This window comes from uncultured Stenotrophomonas sp., assembly GCF_913778665.1.
Classification (GTDB): domain Bacteria; phylum Pseudomonadota; class Gammaproteobacteria; order Xanthomonadales; family Xanthomonadaceae; genus Stenotrophomonas.
The window spans coordinates 231,250-245,900 of sequence record NZ_CAJYVQ010000011.1 but is presented as its reverse complement, the minus strand read 5'-3'; the positions used below and the strand labels follow the sequence as shown (position 1 = coordinate 245,900).

At 67.1% G+C, this 14,651-nt stretch carries 13 protein-coding genes and 2 pseudogenes; 5 read left to right on the top strand and 10 right to left on the bottom strand.

The annotated features are described in order from the left end of the window. Window positions 1-10: 10 nt before the first annotated feature. The 3 genes from QZ853_RS16425 to QZ853_RS16415 form a co-directional block, all read right to left on the bottom strand. A complete protein-coding gene (locus QZ853_RS16425) occupies window positions 11-2,434 on the bottom strand; it encodes a TonB-dependent receptor (RefSeq protein ID WP_295575431.1) in 2,424 nt (807 codons plus the stop codon). A 70-nt stretch (window positions 2,435-2,504) separates the two neighbouring features. Then, on the bottom strand, window positions 2,505-3,356 hold the full coding sequence (locus tag QZ853_RS16420) for a FecR domain-containing protein (protein WP_295575429.1): 852 nt from the start codon (window positions 3,354-3,356) through the stop codon (window positions 2,505-2,507). Beyond that, entirely contained in the window at window positions 3,353-3,877 is a 525-nt protein-coding gene (locus QZ853_RS16415) for an RNA polymerase sigma factor (protein ID WP_295575426.1), read from the bottom strand. Before QZ853_RS16415 ends, QZ853_RS16420 begins: the two co-directional genes overlap by 4 nt. Before the next feature lie 202 nt (window positions 3,878-4,079). Here QZ853_RS16415 and QZ853_RS16410 point away from each other — a divergent pair, with 202 nt between their 5' ends. The 4 genes and pseudogenes from QZ853_RS16410 to QZ853_RS16395 all read left to right on the top strand — a co-directional run bounded on the left by QZ853_RS16410 (window position 4,080) and on the right by QZ853_RS16395 (window position 6,465). After that, complete coding sequence (locus QZ853_RS16410; RefSeq protein ID WP_111203146.1) at window positions 4,080-4,346, top strand: hypothetical protein; 267 nt, start codon at window positions 4,080-4,082, stop codon at window positions 4,344-4,346. A 9-nt stretch (window positions 4,347-4,355) separates the two neighbouring features. Next, a complete protein-coding gene (locus QZ853_RS16405; RefSeq protein WP_295575421.1) occupies window positions 4,356-5,528 on the top strand; it encodes a low temperature requirement protein A in 1,173 nt (390 codons plus the stop codon). Window positions 5,529-5,615: 87 nt separating this feature from the next. Further along, a pseudogene (locus tag QZ853_RS16400) lies at window positions 5,616-6,042 on the top strand (EamA family transporter). Between the two features lie 33 nt (window positions 6,043-6,075). Continuing rightward, window positions 6,076-6,465 carry a DUF3224 domain-containing protein gene (locus QZ853_RS16395; RefSeq protein ID WP_295575418.1) on the top strand — a complete coding sequence of 130 codons (390 nt, stop codon included), beginning with the start codon at window positions 6,076-6,078 and terminating at the stop codon, window positions 6,463-6,465. A gap of 13 nt (window positions 6,466-6,478) precedes the next feature. On the opposite strand, the gene QZ853_RS16390 is transcribed toward QZ853_RS16395, so the two are convergent. From QZ853_RS16390 to pip, 7 genes are all read right to left on the bottom strand, one after another. Beyond that, complete coding sequence (locus tag QZ853_RS16390; RefSeq protein ID WP_111203152.1) at window positions 6,479-7,120, bottom strand: response regulator; 642 nt, start codon at window positions 7,118-7,120, stop codon at window positions 6,479-6,481. Next, window positions 7,113-8,168, bottom strand: a complete 1,056-nt coding sequence (locus tag QZ853_RS16385) for an ATP-binding protein (protein WP_295575414.1) — start codon at window positions 8,166-8,168, stop codon at window positions 7,113-7,115. Before QZ853_RS16385 ends, QZ853_RS16390 begins: the two co-directional genes overlap by 8 nt. A gap of 198 nt (window positions 8,169-8,366) precedes the next feature. Beyond that, on the bottom strand, window positions 8,367-9,104 hold the full coding sequence (locus tag QZ853_RS16380) for an MgtC/SapB family protein (protein WP_295575411.1): 738 nt from the start codon (window positions 9,102-9,104) through the stop codon (window positions 8,367-8,369). Window positions 9,105-9,135: 31 nt separating this feature from the next. After that, window positions 9,136-11,895, bottom strand: coding sequence for a magnesium-translocating P-type ATPase (mgtA, locus tag QZ853_RS16375; RefSeq protein WP_295575408.1), 2,760 nt, complete (start codon window positions 11,893-11,895; stop codon window positions 9,136-9,138). A gap of 63 nt (window positions 11,896-11,958) precedes the next feature. Then, window positions 11,959-12,258, bottom strand: a complete 300-nt coding sequence (locus QZ853_RS16370; RefSeq protein WP_164146350.1) for a hypothetical protein — start codon at window positions 12,256-12,258, stop codon at window positions 11,959-11,961. Between the two features lie 286 nt (window positions 12,259-12,544). After that, the gene (locus QZ853_RS16365; protein ID WP_295575403.1) at window positions 12,545-12,844 is read right to left on the bottom strand and encodes a hypothetical protein; all 300 of its coding nucleotides are present in this window, start codon (window positions 12,842-12,844) and stop codon (window positions 12,545-12,547) included. A gap of 321 nt (window positions 12,845-13,165) precedes the next feature. Then, window positions 13,166-14,113 carry a prolyl aminopeptidase gene (pip, locus tag QZ853_RS16360; RefSeq protein WP_295575401.1) on the bottom strand — a complete coding sequence of 316 codons (948 nt, stop codon included), beginning with the start codon at window positions 14,111-14,113 and terminating at the stop codon, window positions 13,166-13,168. A gap of 157 nt (window positions 14,114-14,270) precedes the next feature. On the opposite strand from pip, the pseudogene QZ853_RS16355 reads away from it, so the two are divergent. Beyond that, window positions 14,271-14,516 (top strand): annotated as a pseudogene (locus QZ853_RS16355) (TraX family protein); the annotation flags it as partial. Window positions 14,517-14,651 lie beyond the last annotated feature (135 nt).

Genomic DNA, 14,651 nt, shown 5'->3' with positions numbered 1-14,651 from the left:
CGCCGATGGCTCAGTAGCGGTACTGCCACCCCAGCGTCAGCACCCGGCCGCGGCCGGAGAAGTAACTCGGGTTCGACGGCGTGGTCTGCGAGTAGTAGCTGATGTACTGCTTGTCCGCCAGGTTCTGCACGCCCAGCGTGAACGCGTGCTTGTCCAGCGTGTAGCGCGCGACAAGATCCACGGTGGTGTAACCCTTGAACTCCGCCACGCGCGCGCCACGCAGGTCGAAGTCGCGGTCGAAGGCATGGCTGGCCTGCAGGCGGGTGCTCAACTGCGGCGTCCAGCCCTGTTCCCAGAACGCAGTCAACCGGTTCGGTGCGATGTTCACACCCGCCAGGTCGCTGTCGAGGCGACCGTCAATGTCGGCATCGTAGCGGCCGTTGGCGCGCGCATAGCCCAGGCCGAGCCGGCTGTCGCCCAACCGCAGGCGCAGGTTGCTTTCAAAGCCTTCCACGCGGGTGGCCTGGCGCTGCACCGCATAGGCATCGATGCCCGGATCGTAGATCAGTACCGAGCCGAGCCTGGATTCGGAGCTGTAGTAGGCAATGTCACCGCTGAAGCGGCCATCGTCGTACTCCAGCCCGATCTCGCGGTTGTCCGACACCACCGGCGACAGGTCGATGAGGCTGTCGACGCGCTGGCCGTCGCGGTTGATCGCGCGCAGCACGCGGCCGACATCGGCCACGGTGTATCCCTCCGAATAGGAGGCATAGGCGTTGAGCCGATCGTTGATGTACCAGACCGCGCCGAAGTTGGGCAGGGTCTCGCTCATGGTCGGCTTGCCGCCGGCCACCCTGCGCGCGCCATAGCGGGGCAGGGTGGTGTAGTCGCCCACCTCGAGCTCACCCTTTTCGTAGCGCAGGCCGCCGGACAGCATCAGGTGGTCGGTGGGCCACCAGTGCAGCTGCAGCAGCGGCGAGAGGCTCTGGTAGGTGGTCAGCGGTACCCAGTTCATGCCACTGGCCAGCAGCACCTGGTGGGTGCGGTCACGCAGGCCGTCCAGGCCCAGGGTCACATCCAGCGTGGTGCCGGCGATGCGGCTCCAGCTCTGGGTCAGCTTGAAGCCGCGCTTGTCCGATTCGTTCTGGGTCTGGTCCCAGGCGGCGTTGGCGCCGGTATTGCCCCACGGGTCCCACTGGCTGGCGCCATAGCGTCCCTCGAAGTCGACCGCGAACGCCTGCGCCTGGAAGCGGCCACCGAGCAGGTCGGCGGCGCTGTAATCCACGGTCAGGGAGCGCGAACGGTTCATTGGTGGGTCCAGCGGCGTGTCACCGCGCACCGAAATCGTCGGGCGGCCAGTGCGGAAGTCGCCGTTCACCGCGAAGTAGTTGTCCAGCCCGCGCAGTTCGTAGCGGTTGGCCATCACCTGCAGGCGGTGGCCTTCGGCAAGGTTCCAGCCCAGCTTGGCGAACACGTTCGATGAGGTCGAGTCCATCAGCTCGCCCTGCGCGTTCGTGCCGATCGATCGGCCCTCCCCGTCGTGGTACAGGCCCTGCTTCTCATAGGCCAGGCCGGCAACCAGGTCGAACTGCTCGCCGCGCACGCCCACCAGGGCCGAGCCGCGCTGGCCGTTGTCATCTTGGCGGCTGGGCAGGGCCGAGCTGTAGCTGACATTGGTGTCGAGCAGGAACGCACCTGGCTCGCTGGGCGCGCTGCGGGTGATGATGTTGACGATGCCACCGGTACCGCCGATGCCCTGCAGCGCGTTGGCGCCGTGGATGACCTCGATGCGCTCGATCATCGCCGGGTCGATGGTGTGCGAATCCCGTGAGCCGTCACGCAGGGGGGTGGACTGTGGCACGCCGTCGACCATGTACAGGATGCCGCGGCCACGCATTGTTTCGCCATAGTTGGACATCTTCTCGCGCGCCGGGGCAAACGCCGGGATCTGTGACGACAGCACCCGCGACACATCCGAACCCAACGCCAGCTGCTGGGCGATGTCCTCGCGGGTCAGCACCGTAATGGTGTTGGGCATCGCCGTCTCGCCCTGCGGCATGCGAGCGGTCGAGGCCGAGACCGTGACACGGGCCAGCGAGGTCGGATTGGCCGGCGCGGCGGGGCGTGCCGTTGCGTTGGGCCTGGCCTTGGCCTGCGCAGCAGTTGCACTGACCACGAATACCCCGGGGGAGCGTTCCTGCAAAGTCAGATCGTGGCCCTGCAACAGGCGTTGCAGCGCTTCGCGTGGTGCGTAGCGGCCGTCCAGCGCCGGCGCGCTGCGACCATTCACACTGTCGGCGGCGAACAACAGCTGGATGCCACTCTGGCGCGCCAGCGCATTGAGCGACGCATGCAGCGGGCCGGCGGGCAGGTGAAGCTCGACGGGCGCGGATGCAGCGCTCTGCGCCATGGCGGGCAGGGCCGCGCACAGGCAGGCGGCGAGCAGGGCAGGGGCCAACCGGCGCAGGGCGGCAGGCGGGACAGGGCGGGTCATGCAGGGTCCTTCGGAGGGGTTCAAGCAGCTGCCGGATGGGACGACCCGCAACCCACCCTCGCGGGAGCCATCAATCGCGTGCGCGCAGATGCAGACTGCCATCGTTGGCCGTGTGCACCTGCACCGGCAGGATCTCCGGCAGCAACGCAACGGCAGTTTCGGAGTGATCGGCATCGAACACGCCCGAGACCTGCAGCGGTCCCAGCTGCGGGTCATCCAGCACGATGGGACGGTCGTGATAACGCTGCAGGATGCGCAGCACTTCGGCCAGCGGCAGGCGATCGAACTGCAGGCGGCCACGGGTCCAGTCGGCCCGGTCCGGGCTGACCGGCTCGGGTGGCGACAACGATCCCGGCTGGGCCAGCACGCGCTGCCCCGGCTTCAGGCGCTGCTCGGCGTCCCCGCCATCCACGCGCACGCCTACCTCGCCGCGCCACAGGGTTACCTCACTGAGGTTGCCCTGCCGGTCCACGTCGAACACCGTGCCGTAGTTGCGCACATGCACCGGCCCGGCCTCGACCTCGAACGGGCGCCAGCTCGAGTGCTGCACCTGGAATCGGGCCTGGCCCTGCACCAGCACCACCTGCCGCGAGCGAACGTGCCTGCGAACCTGCAGATGGGTACCGGCGTCGAGCAGCAGATGGCTGCCATCGGGCAGGCGGACGTCGCGGCGTTCGCCCACCGCCGTCCGATAGTCGCGCATCTGCCATGCCGGGTCGGCGATGAACACGCCGGTGACCGCGATCAGCAGCAGCGGCAGGACGATCTTCGCGGCACGCCCACCGCGGCGACGCTGCAGGGCATCCGCGCTGGGCATGGGGAAGCGTTCCTTCAAGGCATCGCGATGCTGGTCCAGCACCTGGTCGGTGGTAGTGGGCGGGACCGGCGGTTGCGGCGTGGATGGCGGCGGTTGTGGACTCATCGCAGGCCAGCCGACAGTTGGCAATCGGCCATGGCCAGGCGCAGGTGGCGCTCTACCGCCTTGAGACCGATGCCCATGCGCCGGGCGACCTCGGCCTGTGGCAGTTCATGGATCTTGTGCAGGATGAAGACCTGCTGGCGGCGGCAGGGCATGCGTTCGATGGTCGCGCCCAGTCGCTGCATGGCCTGCTGTCCCTGCGCCTGCTGCTCCGGCCCGGGGCGCGGGCAGGCGTCGTCGGGCAGCTCGGCACGCGCCTCCACCCAGTGCCGGCGCAGATCCTCGGCGCGGCAGCGGTCCACCGCGGCATCGTGCGCGATCCGCCGCAGCAGCGCGACCGGTTGCCGCGCGTCGTGCGCCACCGGGCGCTCAAGCAGGCGCACGCAGACGTCGTGCACCACCTCACGGGCCAGCCCCGGCGAGCGGAAACGGCGGCGCAGATACTCCACCAGTTCTTCGTAGTGGCGCACCAGCGAGGACATCAACGGCGGCGCAGGCGGGCAGGGAGAGGGAAGGCGGGACATCCGGGCCGGCAGTGGAGGCAAAGGGTGGGCGCGGGGAGGGCATTCCTGCGCGATGAAGCAATACTAATGGGAACTGTTCTCGTTTGCCATGCGGCACTCGGGTCGGGATTGTCCGCCAGGGCTGGAAGGTGAAACCACGATCATCAGCTGGAGCGCAGAATCGGCCGCGGCTAGGCTGCCAGCAGGCTCAAGGAGATGGACCATGCACGTGCTTCTGGTGATGGTGGGTGGGGTTCTGCTGTTGGGGGTATTCCTGCTGTTCGGGCGGCTGTGGAGCGTAGGCCAGTCACAGCTGCCCACGGCCCTGATCGCGTTCATCGCCACCTGGCTGCTGGTGACGCTGGCCAACATGTGGGTGGGCGTGAGCAGGGCCGGCTACGCCGTCCGCGAGGAACTGCCGATCCTGCTGCTGGTGTTCGCCGTGCCGGCCTTGCTGGCCGGTCTGCTGTACTGGCGCCTGACGCGCTGAAGGACGGCCATGAGCACACGACTGCGGCTGCCCGCCCTGCGCCAGCGCGATGGCCACCACGCCCGCGTGACCTACGAAGAGCTGTTCTTCGACCTCGTCTACGTGTTTGCCGTTACCCAGCTCAGCCACCATCTGCTGCATCACCTGGACCTGGCCGGCGTCATGCAGACGCTGGTGCTGTGGTTCGCGGTCTGGCTGGGCTGGCAGTACGCCTGCTGGGTCAGCAACTGGTTCGATCCGGAGGCACCACGCATCCGCGGCCTGCTGTTCGTCACAATGCTGCTGGCGCTGCTGATGTCTTCGTCCATCCCCGAAGCCTTTGCCGATCGCGCCTGGGTGTTTGCCGGGGCTTACGCCACCATGCAGGTCGGGCGCACCGTGTTCGTGCTGCTGGAGGTCGGTCGAAGCCATCCGCTGGCGCCCAATTTCCGTCGCATGCTGGCCTGGGTGAGCGTCTCGGCCTGCTTCTGGCTGGCGGGCGCTGCGGCCGAAGGTCATCTGCGGCTGGCATTGTGGGCGCTGGCGGTGGCCTGCGAGTACATGTCGCCGATGTTCGGCTTCGCATTCCCGGGCATGGGGCGTTCGCACACCCGGGACTGGACCATCGAGGGTGGCCACCTGGCCGAACGCTGCCAGCTGTTCGTCATCGTCGCACTGGGCGAGACCCTGCTGGCCACCGGCGGCGTGCTAAGTGAGGTCGAGCACTGGAACGGGGAAGTGGTGTCGGCGGTGCTGGCCACGTTCGCCGGCACCATCGCCATGTGGTGGCTGTACTTCGGCATCTCCAGCCACGATGCCACCGAGGCCATCAGCCACGCCGAAGATCCCGGACGGATGGGCGCCAACTTCCACTACGTGCATGCACTGCTGATCGCCGGCATCATCGCCACGGCCGTCGGTAACGATCTGGTCATGGATCATCCCGGCGCGGCGGTCACCCCGATGTACGCCACCGTGCTGGTGGCGGGCCCGTTGATCTACCTGCTGGGCAGCGCCCTGTACAAGCGGGTGGTGTATGGGCGTGCGCCCTGGTCGCATCTGTTCGGTGCCGTGGCGCTGGTGGTGCTGGGTGTACTGTTGCCGCAGACCCATCTGTTGGCCGCCGGTTGGCTGACCAGTGCGGTGCTGCTGGCGGTGGGGCTGATGGATACGCGCTTGAAGCAGCGCCCGCAGCGCGCCTGATCCGCGCGGCGGCCGGTACTGCTTGCGCAGGCGGGCAATGGGAGTAGCGTGGGCAGTGGGTGCTCTGGGAACCGGGAGTGGCGCAGCATGCAGAACGTTCCGCAGTGGCTGGTCTGGGCCGGCTTGTCAGCCTGTTTCGCCGCACTGACCGCGCTGTTTGCCAAGGTGGGCGTCAAGGGCGTCGACTCGGATGGCCATCCGCACCCTGGTGGTGGCGGCGGTGATCCTGCCGCTGGTGGTGGTCACTGGCAAGTGGTCCAATCCGTTGCTGCTGCCCGGGCGCACGCAGCTGTTCCTGGTGCTGTCGGCGCTGGCCACGGGTGCGTCGTGGCTGTTCTACTTCCGCGCGCTGCAGAGTGGCGAGCTGGCCAAGGTGGCGGTGGTCGACAAATTCAGCGTGGTGCTGGTGATCGTGCTCGCCTATCTGTTGCTGGGCGAACGTCCGACCCTGCGGGAATGGAGCGGCATCGGCCTGGTGGTGGCCGGGGTGATCGTACTGGCGACGAAGAAGTAGCGGCGTTCAAACCCATCGACGAGGGAGAGCAGGATGCAGGGCGAAGCGCACGGAACCTTTGAAGTGAACCTGCTGCCGATCGGTGGCAACGACGGCCCGATCGGGGTGATGTCGATCAACAAGGTCTTCCATGGTGACCTGCAGGGCAGCAGCGTCGGCCAGATGCTGGCGTTCCGCAGTCCGGTACAGGGCTCGGCCGGCTACGTGGCCATGGAACGGGTGAGTGGCACGTTGGCCGGACGGCAGGGCGCTTTCACGCTGCAGCACAACGGTCTGATGACCGGGGGGACGCCGGAGCTGAGCGTGGTGGTGGTGCCCGATTCGGGCAGTGAAGGGCTGCTCGGTCTGAGCGGCACACTGGAGATCTCCATCAGTGAAGGCCACGACTACCGGTTCGTCTATGCATTGCCGGAACCGGAATAGCCGGCTTCCGGATTCAAGCGCTGCCCGCCTGCAGGCGGTCATACATCCGCACCAGATCGACCAGGGTGCGCGCGCCCATCTTGCGCATCACCTGGGCGCGACGCACCTTCACGGTGATCTCGCTGACCCCGAGGTCGCCAGCGATCTGCTTGTTGAGCCGGCCGCGCACCACGCCATCGACCACCTCGCGCTCACCGGCATTGAGGGAGTCCCAGCGCTGTTGCAGCGCGCCCAGTGCTTCGCCCTCGCGGCGCCGCAGGCGGTCGAGCTCGATGCCCTTGTGGATCGCATCGAGCAGTTCCTGGTCGCGGAAGGGTTTGGTCAGGAACTCGATGGCGCCGTCCTTGATCGCGTTGACGCCCATCGCGATGTCGCCGTGGCCGGTGATGAACACCACGGGCAGCTGCAGGCCCAGGCTGCCCATGCTGCGCTGGAACTCCAACCCGCTCTGGCCCGGCATGCGTACGTCTAGCACCAGGCACGCAGGGGTGTCTTCCAGTTCGTGTTCAAGGAAGGCCTGGGTGGAGGCGAAGGCGCGCACCTGCAGGCCCATCGAGGCCAGCAGGTCTTCCAGCGCCGCGCGCACCGATGGATCGTCGTCGACCACGTAGACGATCGGCGCCGGTTCGGCCGCAGGTGCAGGGGGCTTACGCATGAGGGGTATCCAGGGCGATGGGCAGGTCGAAGATGAAGCAGGCGCCGCCGCCTGCCGGTCGTTCGGCGCGGATCTGGCCATCGTTGGCCTCGATCATCGAACGGCTCAGGCTGAGGCCCAGCCCCAGCCCGTGTGACTTGGTGGTCCAGAAGGCATCGAATACGCGCTCGGGATGATCGGCGGGCAGGCCGACGCCGCGGTCGCGCACGCTGAGACTGACCCGCTGACCGTCACGTCGGGTCAGCAGCGACAGGCGTCGGTCGGCTGGAGGCACGGCTTCCATTGCGTCCACCGCATTGAGAATCAGGTTGCCGATCACCTGCTGCACCTGTACACGATCGGCCTGCACCGGAGGCAGGTCGGCATCCAGCAGCAGGGCCACGGCCACGCCGTGCTGGTCCAGTTCACTCCGTGACAGCGCCAGCATTTCCTCCACCGCCTGGTTCAGATCGAAGGCGCGTCGTTCCGGTGCTGCGCCCTGTGTGAGGCCGCGGATGCGGGCGATCACGTCGCCGGCGCGGTGCGCATCGGCCAGGATGCGGGCTACGGTCTGTCGTGCCTTCTCGACGTTCGGCGGGTCCTGTGCGAGCCAGCGCTGGCAGGCTTCGGCGCTGCTGGCGATGGCCGCCAGCGGCTGGTTCACTTCATGCGCGATGGAAGTGGTCAGTTCGCCCACGGTCGAGGCGCGCGCTACCCGCAGCAGGCGGCCCTGCGCTTCGTGCACGGCGGCCTTGGCCGCTTCCATGTTCAGGGCGAGATAGGTGGTGATGCCGATCACCAGCATGCCGATGACCGAGTTGACCAGGCCGATGCGGTAGGTGCCGAACCGGGTCAGGAAGAAGCTCAGCCCGGTCAGTGCGATGCAGGCGATGGCCAGGGTGATCAGTCCGCGCGCGCTGAGCACGCGCGACGCCGCAAGGATCACCGCCGCGTAGAAGCACGCTGCCGCAACGGCGTAGTCGGTGACGGTATCGATCAGGAAGATCGCCGCCATCACCACGATCAGGGCAAGCAACACCAGGGGACGGCGGGGCGACAGCGATGGCATCGGGACAGCTCCCTGGCGTGGGGGGAAAGGATAGCAAAGCCGCCACTGTTGAACGCCGACCTTGGTCGGCGTGCTCTCGTGGGGTGGGTGCCGACCGTTGGTCGGCACAAGGCGAAACGAAGCCTGGTAGTGCCGGCCGCTGACCGGCAGCTGGACGGTGTTGCCGGAGCTACTGAGGTTGCCGGCCAGCGGCCGGCACTACTCTTCCAGGCTGGCGTTCCAGAATCCCTGCAGTACCCCCGGCGTGGTCGACAGGGTCGCCAGCACGGCGTCCAGTTCGCCTGCATCGACCGTGGTGGCGTACAGCACCGCTTCGATCTCCACGTCACGCTCGCCGAATGGTCGCTGGTCCACTGCGCGTACCGGGTACTGCGCCTGCTCCAGCAGCAGCAACAGCTGGTCCAGAACCTCGGCCTGCTGTTCGCGCTGGCAGACCACGTTGATCGCATACGTTGCCTCACTGAACGCTTCCGGCAGCGGCTGGCGCTGGATGCGGTTCACCACCGGCCGCAGCAGGGTGTTGGCGGCCAGCACGAACAGCGCCGCCAGCACCGCCTCCGGCAGCAGCTTGATGCCCGCGCATGCGCCCACCGCAGCCGAGCCCCACAGGGTAGCGGCGGTGTTCAGGCCGGACACCTGCGCACCATCCTTCATGATCGCGCCGGCGCCCAGGAAGCCGACGCCGGAGATCACATAGGCCACCACATGCAGCGGTGACGGCGGGCCGCCGTACAGGTCATGGAAGCGCACTGCCAGATCGACAAACACCGCTGCGCCTACCGCCACCAGCGTGTTGGTGCGCAGGCCCGCGGTGCGCTGCCGCAGCTGGCGTTCCAGGCCGATGATCGTGCCCAGTACAAAGGCCACCGACAGGCTGATCAGCGAGCTGAGGGTGGCGCCGGCGTTGAACGTCGGCAGGTTGGGATTGATGTCCATCCTGTTTCTCCCTGGACATGGCGGCGGGCCGTTACTGCCAGCCGTAGCGACGGATGTAGAAGCGCTTCAGCGCGGTGGTCAGCACCGCATAGCCGGACAGGATCGCCACCAGGAACGGCCAGTAGCCGGCCGGCAGTGCCTGCAGCTTGAAGTAGCCGGCCAGCGGGCTCATCGGCAGCGCCACGCCGATGGCCATGATCAGGCCGGTCATCATCAGCAGCGGCGGTGCGGCGATGCTCTGCAGGAACGGCACCTTCGGCGTGCGGATCATGTGCACGATCAGGGTCTGGGTCAGCAGGCCGACCACGAACCAGCCGGACTGGAACAGGCCCTGGTCGGCCGGCGTGCGTGCATCGAACACGTACCACATCAGCGCGAAACAGGTCAGGTCGAAGATCGAGCTGATCGGCCCGAAGAACACCATGAAGCGGCCGATGTCCGCCGGGTTCCACTTCAGCGGCTTGCGCACCAGCTCCTCGTCCACGTTGTCGAACGGAATGGCGATCTGCGAGATGTCGTACAGCAGGTTCTGCACCAGCAGCTGCAGCGGCAGCATCGGCAGGAACGGCAGGAAGGCCGAGGCCACCAGCACCGAGAACACATTGCCGAAGTTGGAGCTGGCGGTCATGCGGATGTACTTCAGCATGTTGTTGAACGTGCGCCGGCCCTGGATGACGCCTTCCTCCAGCACCATCAGGTTCTTTTCCAGCAGGATGATGTCGGCGGCCTCCTTGGCGATGTCCACGGCGCTGTCCACGCTGATGCCGATATCGGCTGCGCGCAGCGCCGGTGCATCGTTGATGCCGTCGCCGAGGAAGCCGACCACCTTGCCCTGGGCGCGCAGCTCGCGCACCAGGCGCTCCTTGTGCAGCGGCGTCAGCCGGGCGAAAACGCGATGGTTGTGCAGCGCCCGCGACAGCGCGCCGTCATCCATGCGCTCGATCTGCGGGCCGGTCAGGATGGTGTCGGCGTCCAGCCCCACCTGCGCGCAGACACGGGCGGTGACCAGCTCGTTGTCGCCGGTGAACACCTTGACCTCCACGCCATGCGCGGCCAGCGCCTGCAGCGCCTGCGCTGCCGATTCCTTCGGCGGGTCCAGGAATGCCACGTAGCCGACCAGGGTCAATCCGCACTCGTCAGCCTGCGTGTACACCGTCTGGTGGGCTGCGGTCTCCTTCATCGCCACCGCCACCACGCGCAGGCCCTGTTCGTTCAACTCCTCGGTGGTCTGCCGCACGCGGGCCAGGCGATGCTCGTCCAGTGGCATGTCCTGGCCGTTCTCGCGCACGGTGCTGCACACCGCCAGCATCTCTTCTACCGCGCCCTTGCAGATCAGCTCGTGGTGATCCTCCCGCTCGGAGACCACCACCGACATGCGGCGGCGCTCGAAGTCGAACGGGATTTCGTCCACCTTGTGGTAGTCCTGCGACAGCCGCAGCGAGCTCTGCAGCTCAACGTGCTCCAGTACCGCACGATCCAGCAGGTTGATCAGGCCGGTCTGGAAGTGGCTGTTGAGATAGGCGAACTTCAGCACGTCTTCCGAGTCGTGACCGAACACATCGGTGTGGCGCTCCAGCGCGATCCTGTCCTGGGTGAGGGTGCCGGTCTTGTCGGTGCACAGCACTTCCATGGCGCCGAAGTTCTGGATGGCGTCCAGGCGCTTGACGATCACCTTGCGCCGCGACAGCAGCACCGCGCCCTTGGCCAGGGTGGAGGTGACGATCATCGGCAGCATTTCCGGCGTCAGGCCCACAGCCACCGACAGCGCGAACAGGAACGCCTCGGTCCAGTCGCCCTTGGTCCAGCCGTTGATCAGCAGCACGAACGGGACCATCACCAGCGCGAAGCGGATCAGCAGCCAGCTGACACTGTTGACGCCGGCCTGGAACGCGGTCGGCGCACGGTCGGTGGCGGTGCTGCGCTGGGCCAGCGTGCCGAAGTAGGTGCGGTTGCCGGTGGCCAGCACAATGGCGGTGGCGGTGCCGGACACCACATTGGTACCCATGAACAGCAGGTTGTGCTGCTCCAGCAGGCCGGCCAGGCCGTCGCCCGGATTAGCGAACTTCTCTACCGGCAGCGATTCGCCGGTCATCGCGGCCTGGGCGACGAACAGGTCCTTGGCGGTCAGCACGCGGCAATCGGCCGGAATCATGTCGCCTGCCGACAGCACGATGTGGTCGCCGGGCACCAGTTCGCGGATCGGCAGGTCCAGCAGGCGCGCCGGGCGCCGGCTGTGCAGGTGCGCGCCGAAGTACTGGTCGGCCACATCCGCAGCCTCGGTACCCGGATTGCGGCGCAGCACGCGTGCGGTATTGCCGACCAGTGCCTTCAGTCGCTCGGCGGCGCGGTTCGAACGCCCCTCCTGCACGAAGCGGATCAGCGTGGACAGCAGCACCATCGCACCAATCACGATCGTCGCCTTGATGTCCTCGGTCAGCCAGGACACCGCCGCCAGCACGGTCAGCAGTAGGTTGAACGGATTGCGGTAGCACTGCCACAGGTGGCGCCACCACGACAGCGGCCTTTCGTGATCCACCTCGTTGGGGCCGAGCGTGGCCAGTCGCTCCTCGGCCTCATGCGGGCTGAGGCCATCGGCATGTGATTCCAGCGTGGCCAGCAGCTCGGCTTCGTCCTGCTGGGCGAGCGTGACCAGGCCGGTGGTGAGCGCGAACGGCGCCGCTTCGGCGCTACCCGGGCCGAACCCGGCTTCGGGCATCGCACGGCGGCGGAACAGGTTGCCTGCGCGACGGCTGCGCAGGAAGGCGTTGAACCAGGCGTTGAGCAGGCTCATGGGACTCTCCTCGAATGTCAGAGCCGGCCGCGGCCGGAACACGAACGGAATAGTTGGAACAGGTCAGGCGTGGCGCATCGCCAGCACCGCCGGCGACCATGGCTGCATGTGCAGCCGCTGGCTGCCACCGATGCACAGTGGCTTCATCGCATCACGCAGGGGATGGGGCAGATGACGCAGCACGGTGATGCGCTCGCTGATCGGCAGCAGCGAAAGTGCATCGGCCACCACACGTGGCGAACCGAGCGACAGCGAACGGGCGAACATCACGGGGCCGTGCTGCAGCAGCTGGCTGCGCAGGCCGGCAACATCGCGCTCGCCAATCAGGCGGCGCAGGGTGATGTAGAGGATCTTGTAGGACATGGGGGTGCTCTCCAGGCAAACGGCGCCTGGCGGCCCCCGTCACTCAGGCAGGCAGGGACCGGCGGGCAGGCGCCAGGAACAGGCAACAAGCGGTCATCCGGGGCGCGGTGCGCCCGGCAGGGTCGGGGTCCATCTGCGTCTCCATGAGGGGAGGGGCCAGCCAGGGTTGCCCTGGCCAGTGGCGCTATTGTCCGCCCCTGAATGGGGCAGTCCTAGAGGCTCGTGGGTTAGCCCGGCTATACCTTGGTATAGCCGGGCCTGCGCAGCGCCAAGGTTCAGTGATGGATCAATGCGAAGCGCTGGTCTGCTTGCACACGTCGTACTCGCCGCGGCTCAGCGTCTTGTTGTGGTCGGTATCGCAGGCGTGCAGTCGCTCTGCCCAGTCCGGCGCGACGGCATCCACCTCGGCCAGCGTGACGATGCCGTCCTTGTCCTTGTCCAGCGATTCGTAGGCAGGGATGAGCTTCACTCCGGTCACGTCCTCGGCGGCGGTGGCCTTGCTGGCCTCCTGGGGCTTGGAACAGGCGCCCAGCAGCAGGCCCGCACAAAGCGAGAAAATGATGGGGAGGTAGCGAGAACCGGTCATGGCATGCTCCAGAAGTGAGGATGTAGGCCAACGCTGTGCATGGCCACGGCCGGATCATCTGCGCGGGGCTGTAAGCGGGCTGCGAAGAAGCGGGCCGCAGGCCGTTGCCGGTGGGCCACCATTCACCGGGCCGGGCAGCGGCGATTGCGCGCGGACGCCTTGGGGGTGGTGGCTCGAAGGAGACGGCTCGGTAGAGTCGACTGCCAGTCGACTTTCGCGCGCAGCGCGGGGTTTTCAGCGTCCTGCCAAGAGCAGTCGACCAACAGTCGACTCTACCCTCGCACGGTGGGGTGCCGGCCTGCAGCCGGCACTACCATCTCCTTAGAAACGGTCGGCAAAGGCATCTGTCGCCCGCACCAGCGCATCCACCGTGGCCGGCTCGTTGGCGCTGTGGCCGGAGGTCACCATCTCCAGTCGCGCTTCCGGCCAGGCCTTGGCCAGGTCCCAGGCGGTGCGCGGCGGGCAGATGATGTCGTAGCGCCCCTGTACGATCACGCAGGGCAGGTGGCGGATGCGATCGATGTCGCGCAGCAGCTGGTCGGGCTCCAGGAAGATGCCGTTGCGGAAGTAGTGCGCTTCGATGCGGGCCTTCGCCAGCGTGTCCAGCGGATCATCCGTGGATTCGGCATCCACGTCGTGCTGCAGGGTGGCGGCGTTGTCTTCCCAGCCCAGCCAGGCCTGCGCGGCTTCGATGCGTTTCGCTTCATCCGGGCCATCCATGCGCGTCCAGTACGCCGCGATCATGTCGCCACGCTCGGCTTCCGGAATGTAGGCCTCATAGCGGTCCCAGCGCTCGGGGAAGATCCAGCGCGCACCGCCGTTGGCCTCGGCGAACCAGCGGTTCTCGATCTCGCGGCCGAGGAACACGCCACGCACGATCAGGCCGGTCGCGCGTTCGGGATGCGTCTGTGCATAGGCCAGCGACAGGGTCGAGCCCCAGGAGCCGCCATAGACCAGCCAGCGTTCGATGCCCAGGTGTTCTCGCACCTTCTCGATGTCGGCCACCAGGTTCTGCGTGGTGTTGTCGCGCAGCTCGCCGAACGGCGTGGAACGGCCGCTGCCGCGCTGGTCGATCAATACGATGCGGTAGCGCGCCGGGTCGAAGAAGCGGCGATGGGTGGGTGAAATGCCGGCGCCCGGGCCGCCGTGCAGGTATACCACCGGAATGCCCTCCGGGGTGCCGCACTCTTCGATGTGCAGCGTGTGCAGATCGCTTACTGGCAGGGTGAACTCGCGGTACGGCTCGATGGTGGGGTAGAGGGTGCGCATGACGGGTGTCTCACAAGCAGGGGCGGCCAGCATAGCGCCCGGCGCCGGCCAAGGCAGGGGGTGTCACGTGCCGGATGCTGGAAATGGGCTTGCCGATGCGCATAAGCTCCCGTGATGCACGAGACCACGACAAGGGCGTCCACGTTCAGCATCAACCTTGGCAGCCGTGGCGGTGCACGCGCTGGCCAACAACCGGCCCCTGTTGCTGTTGTTGGCGGCGGGTCTACTGCCGATGCTGGTGGACTACCAGTAGGCCGGCGTCGGCAGTGTCCTGCTGGCCGTTCCCGTGGTGCTGCTGGCCGCACGGGTGCAATGGCAACTGCCGCGCTGGCGCTGGATGTTCTATGGATACTACGTGGGGCATCTGCTGGTATTGGCGGTGGTGGCGCGCGTGCTTTCGTGATCAGTGCATGCATGGTCGTGCCTTGTGCCGGTAAATCAACGCCATGCGTGGATGCGTTTGGCGGATCACCATGGAACCAGCCAGGCATGGCTTGGTTCCATGATTTCCGGTAGATCCACGCCACGCGTGGAACCC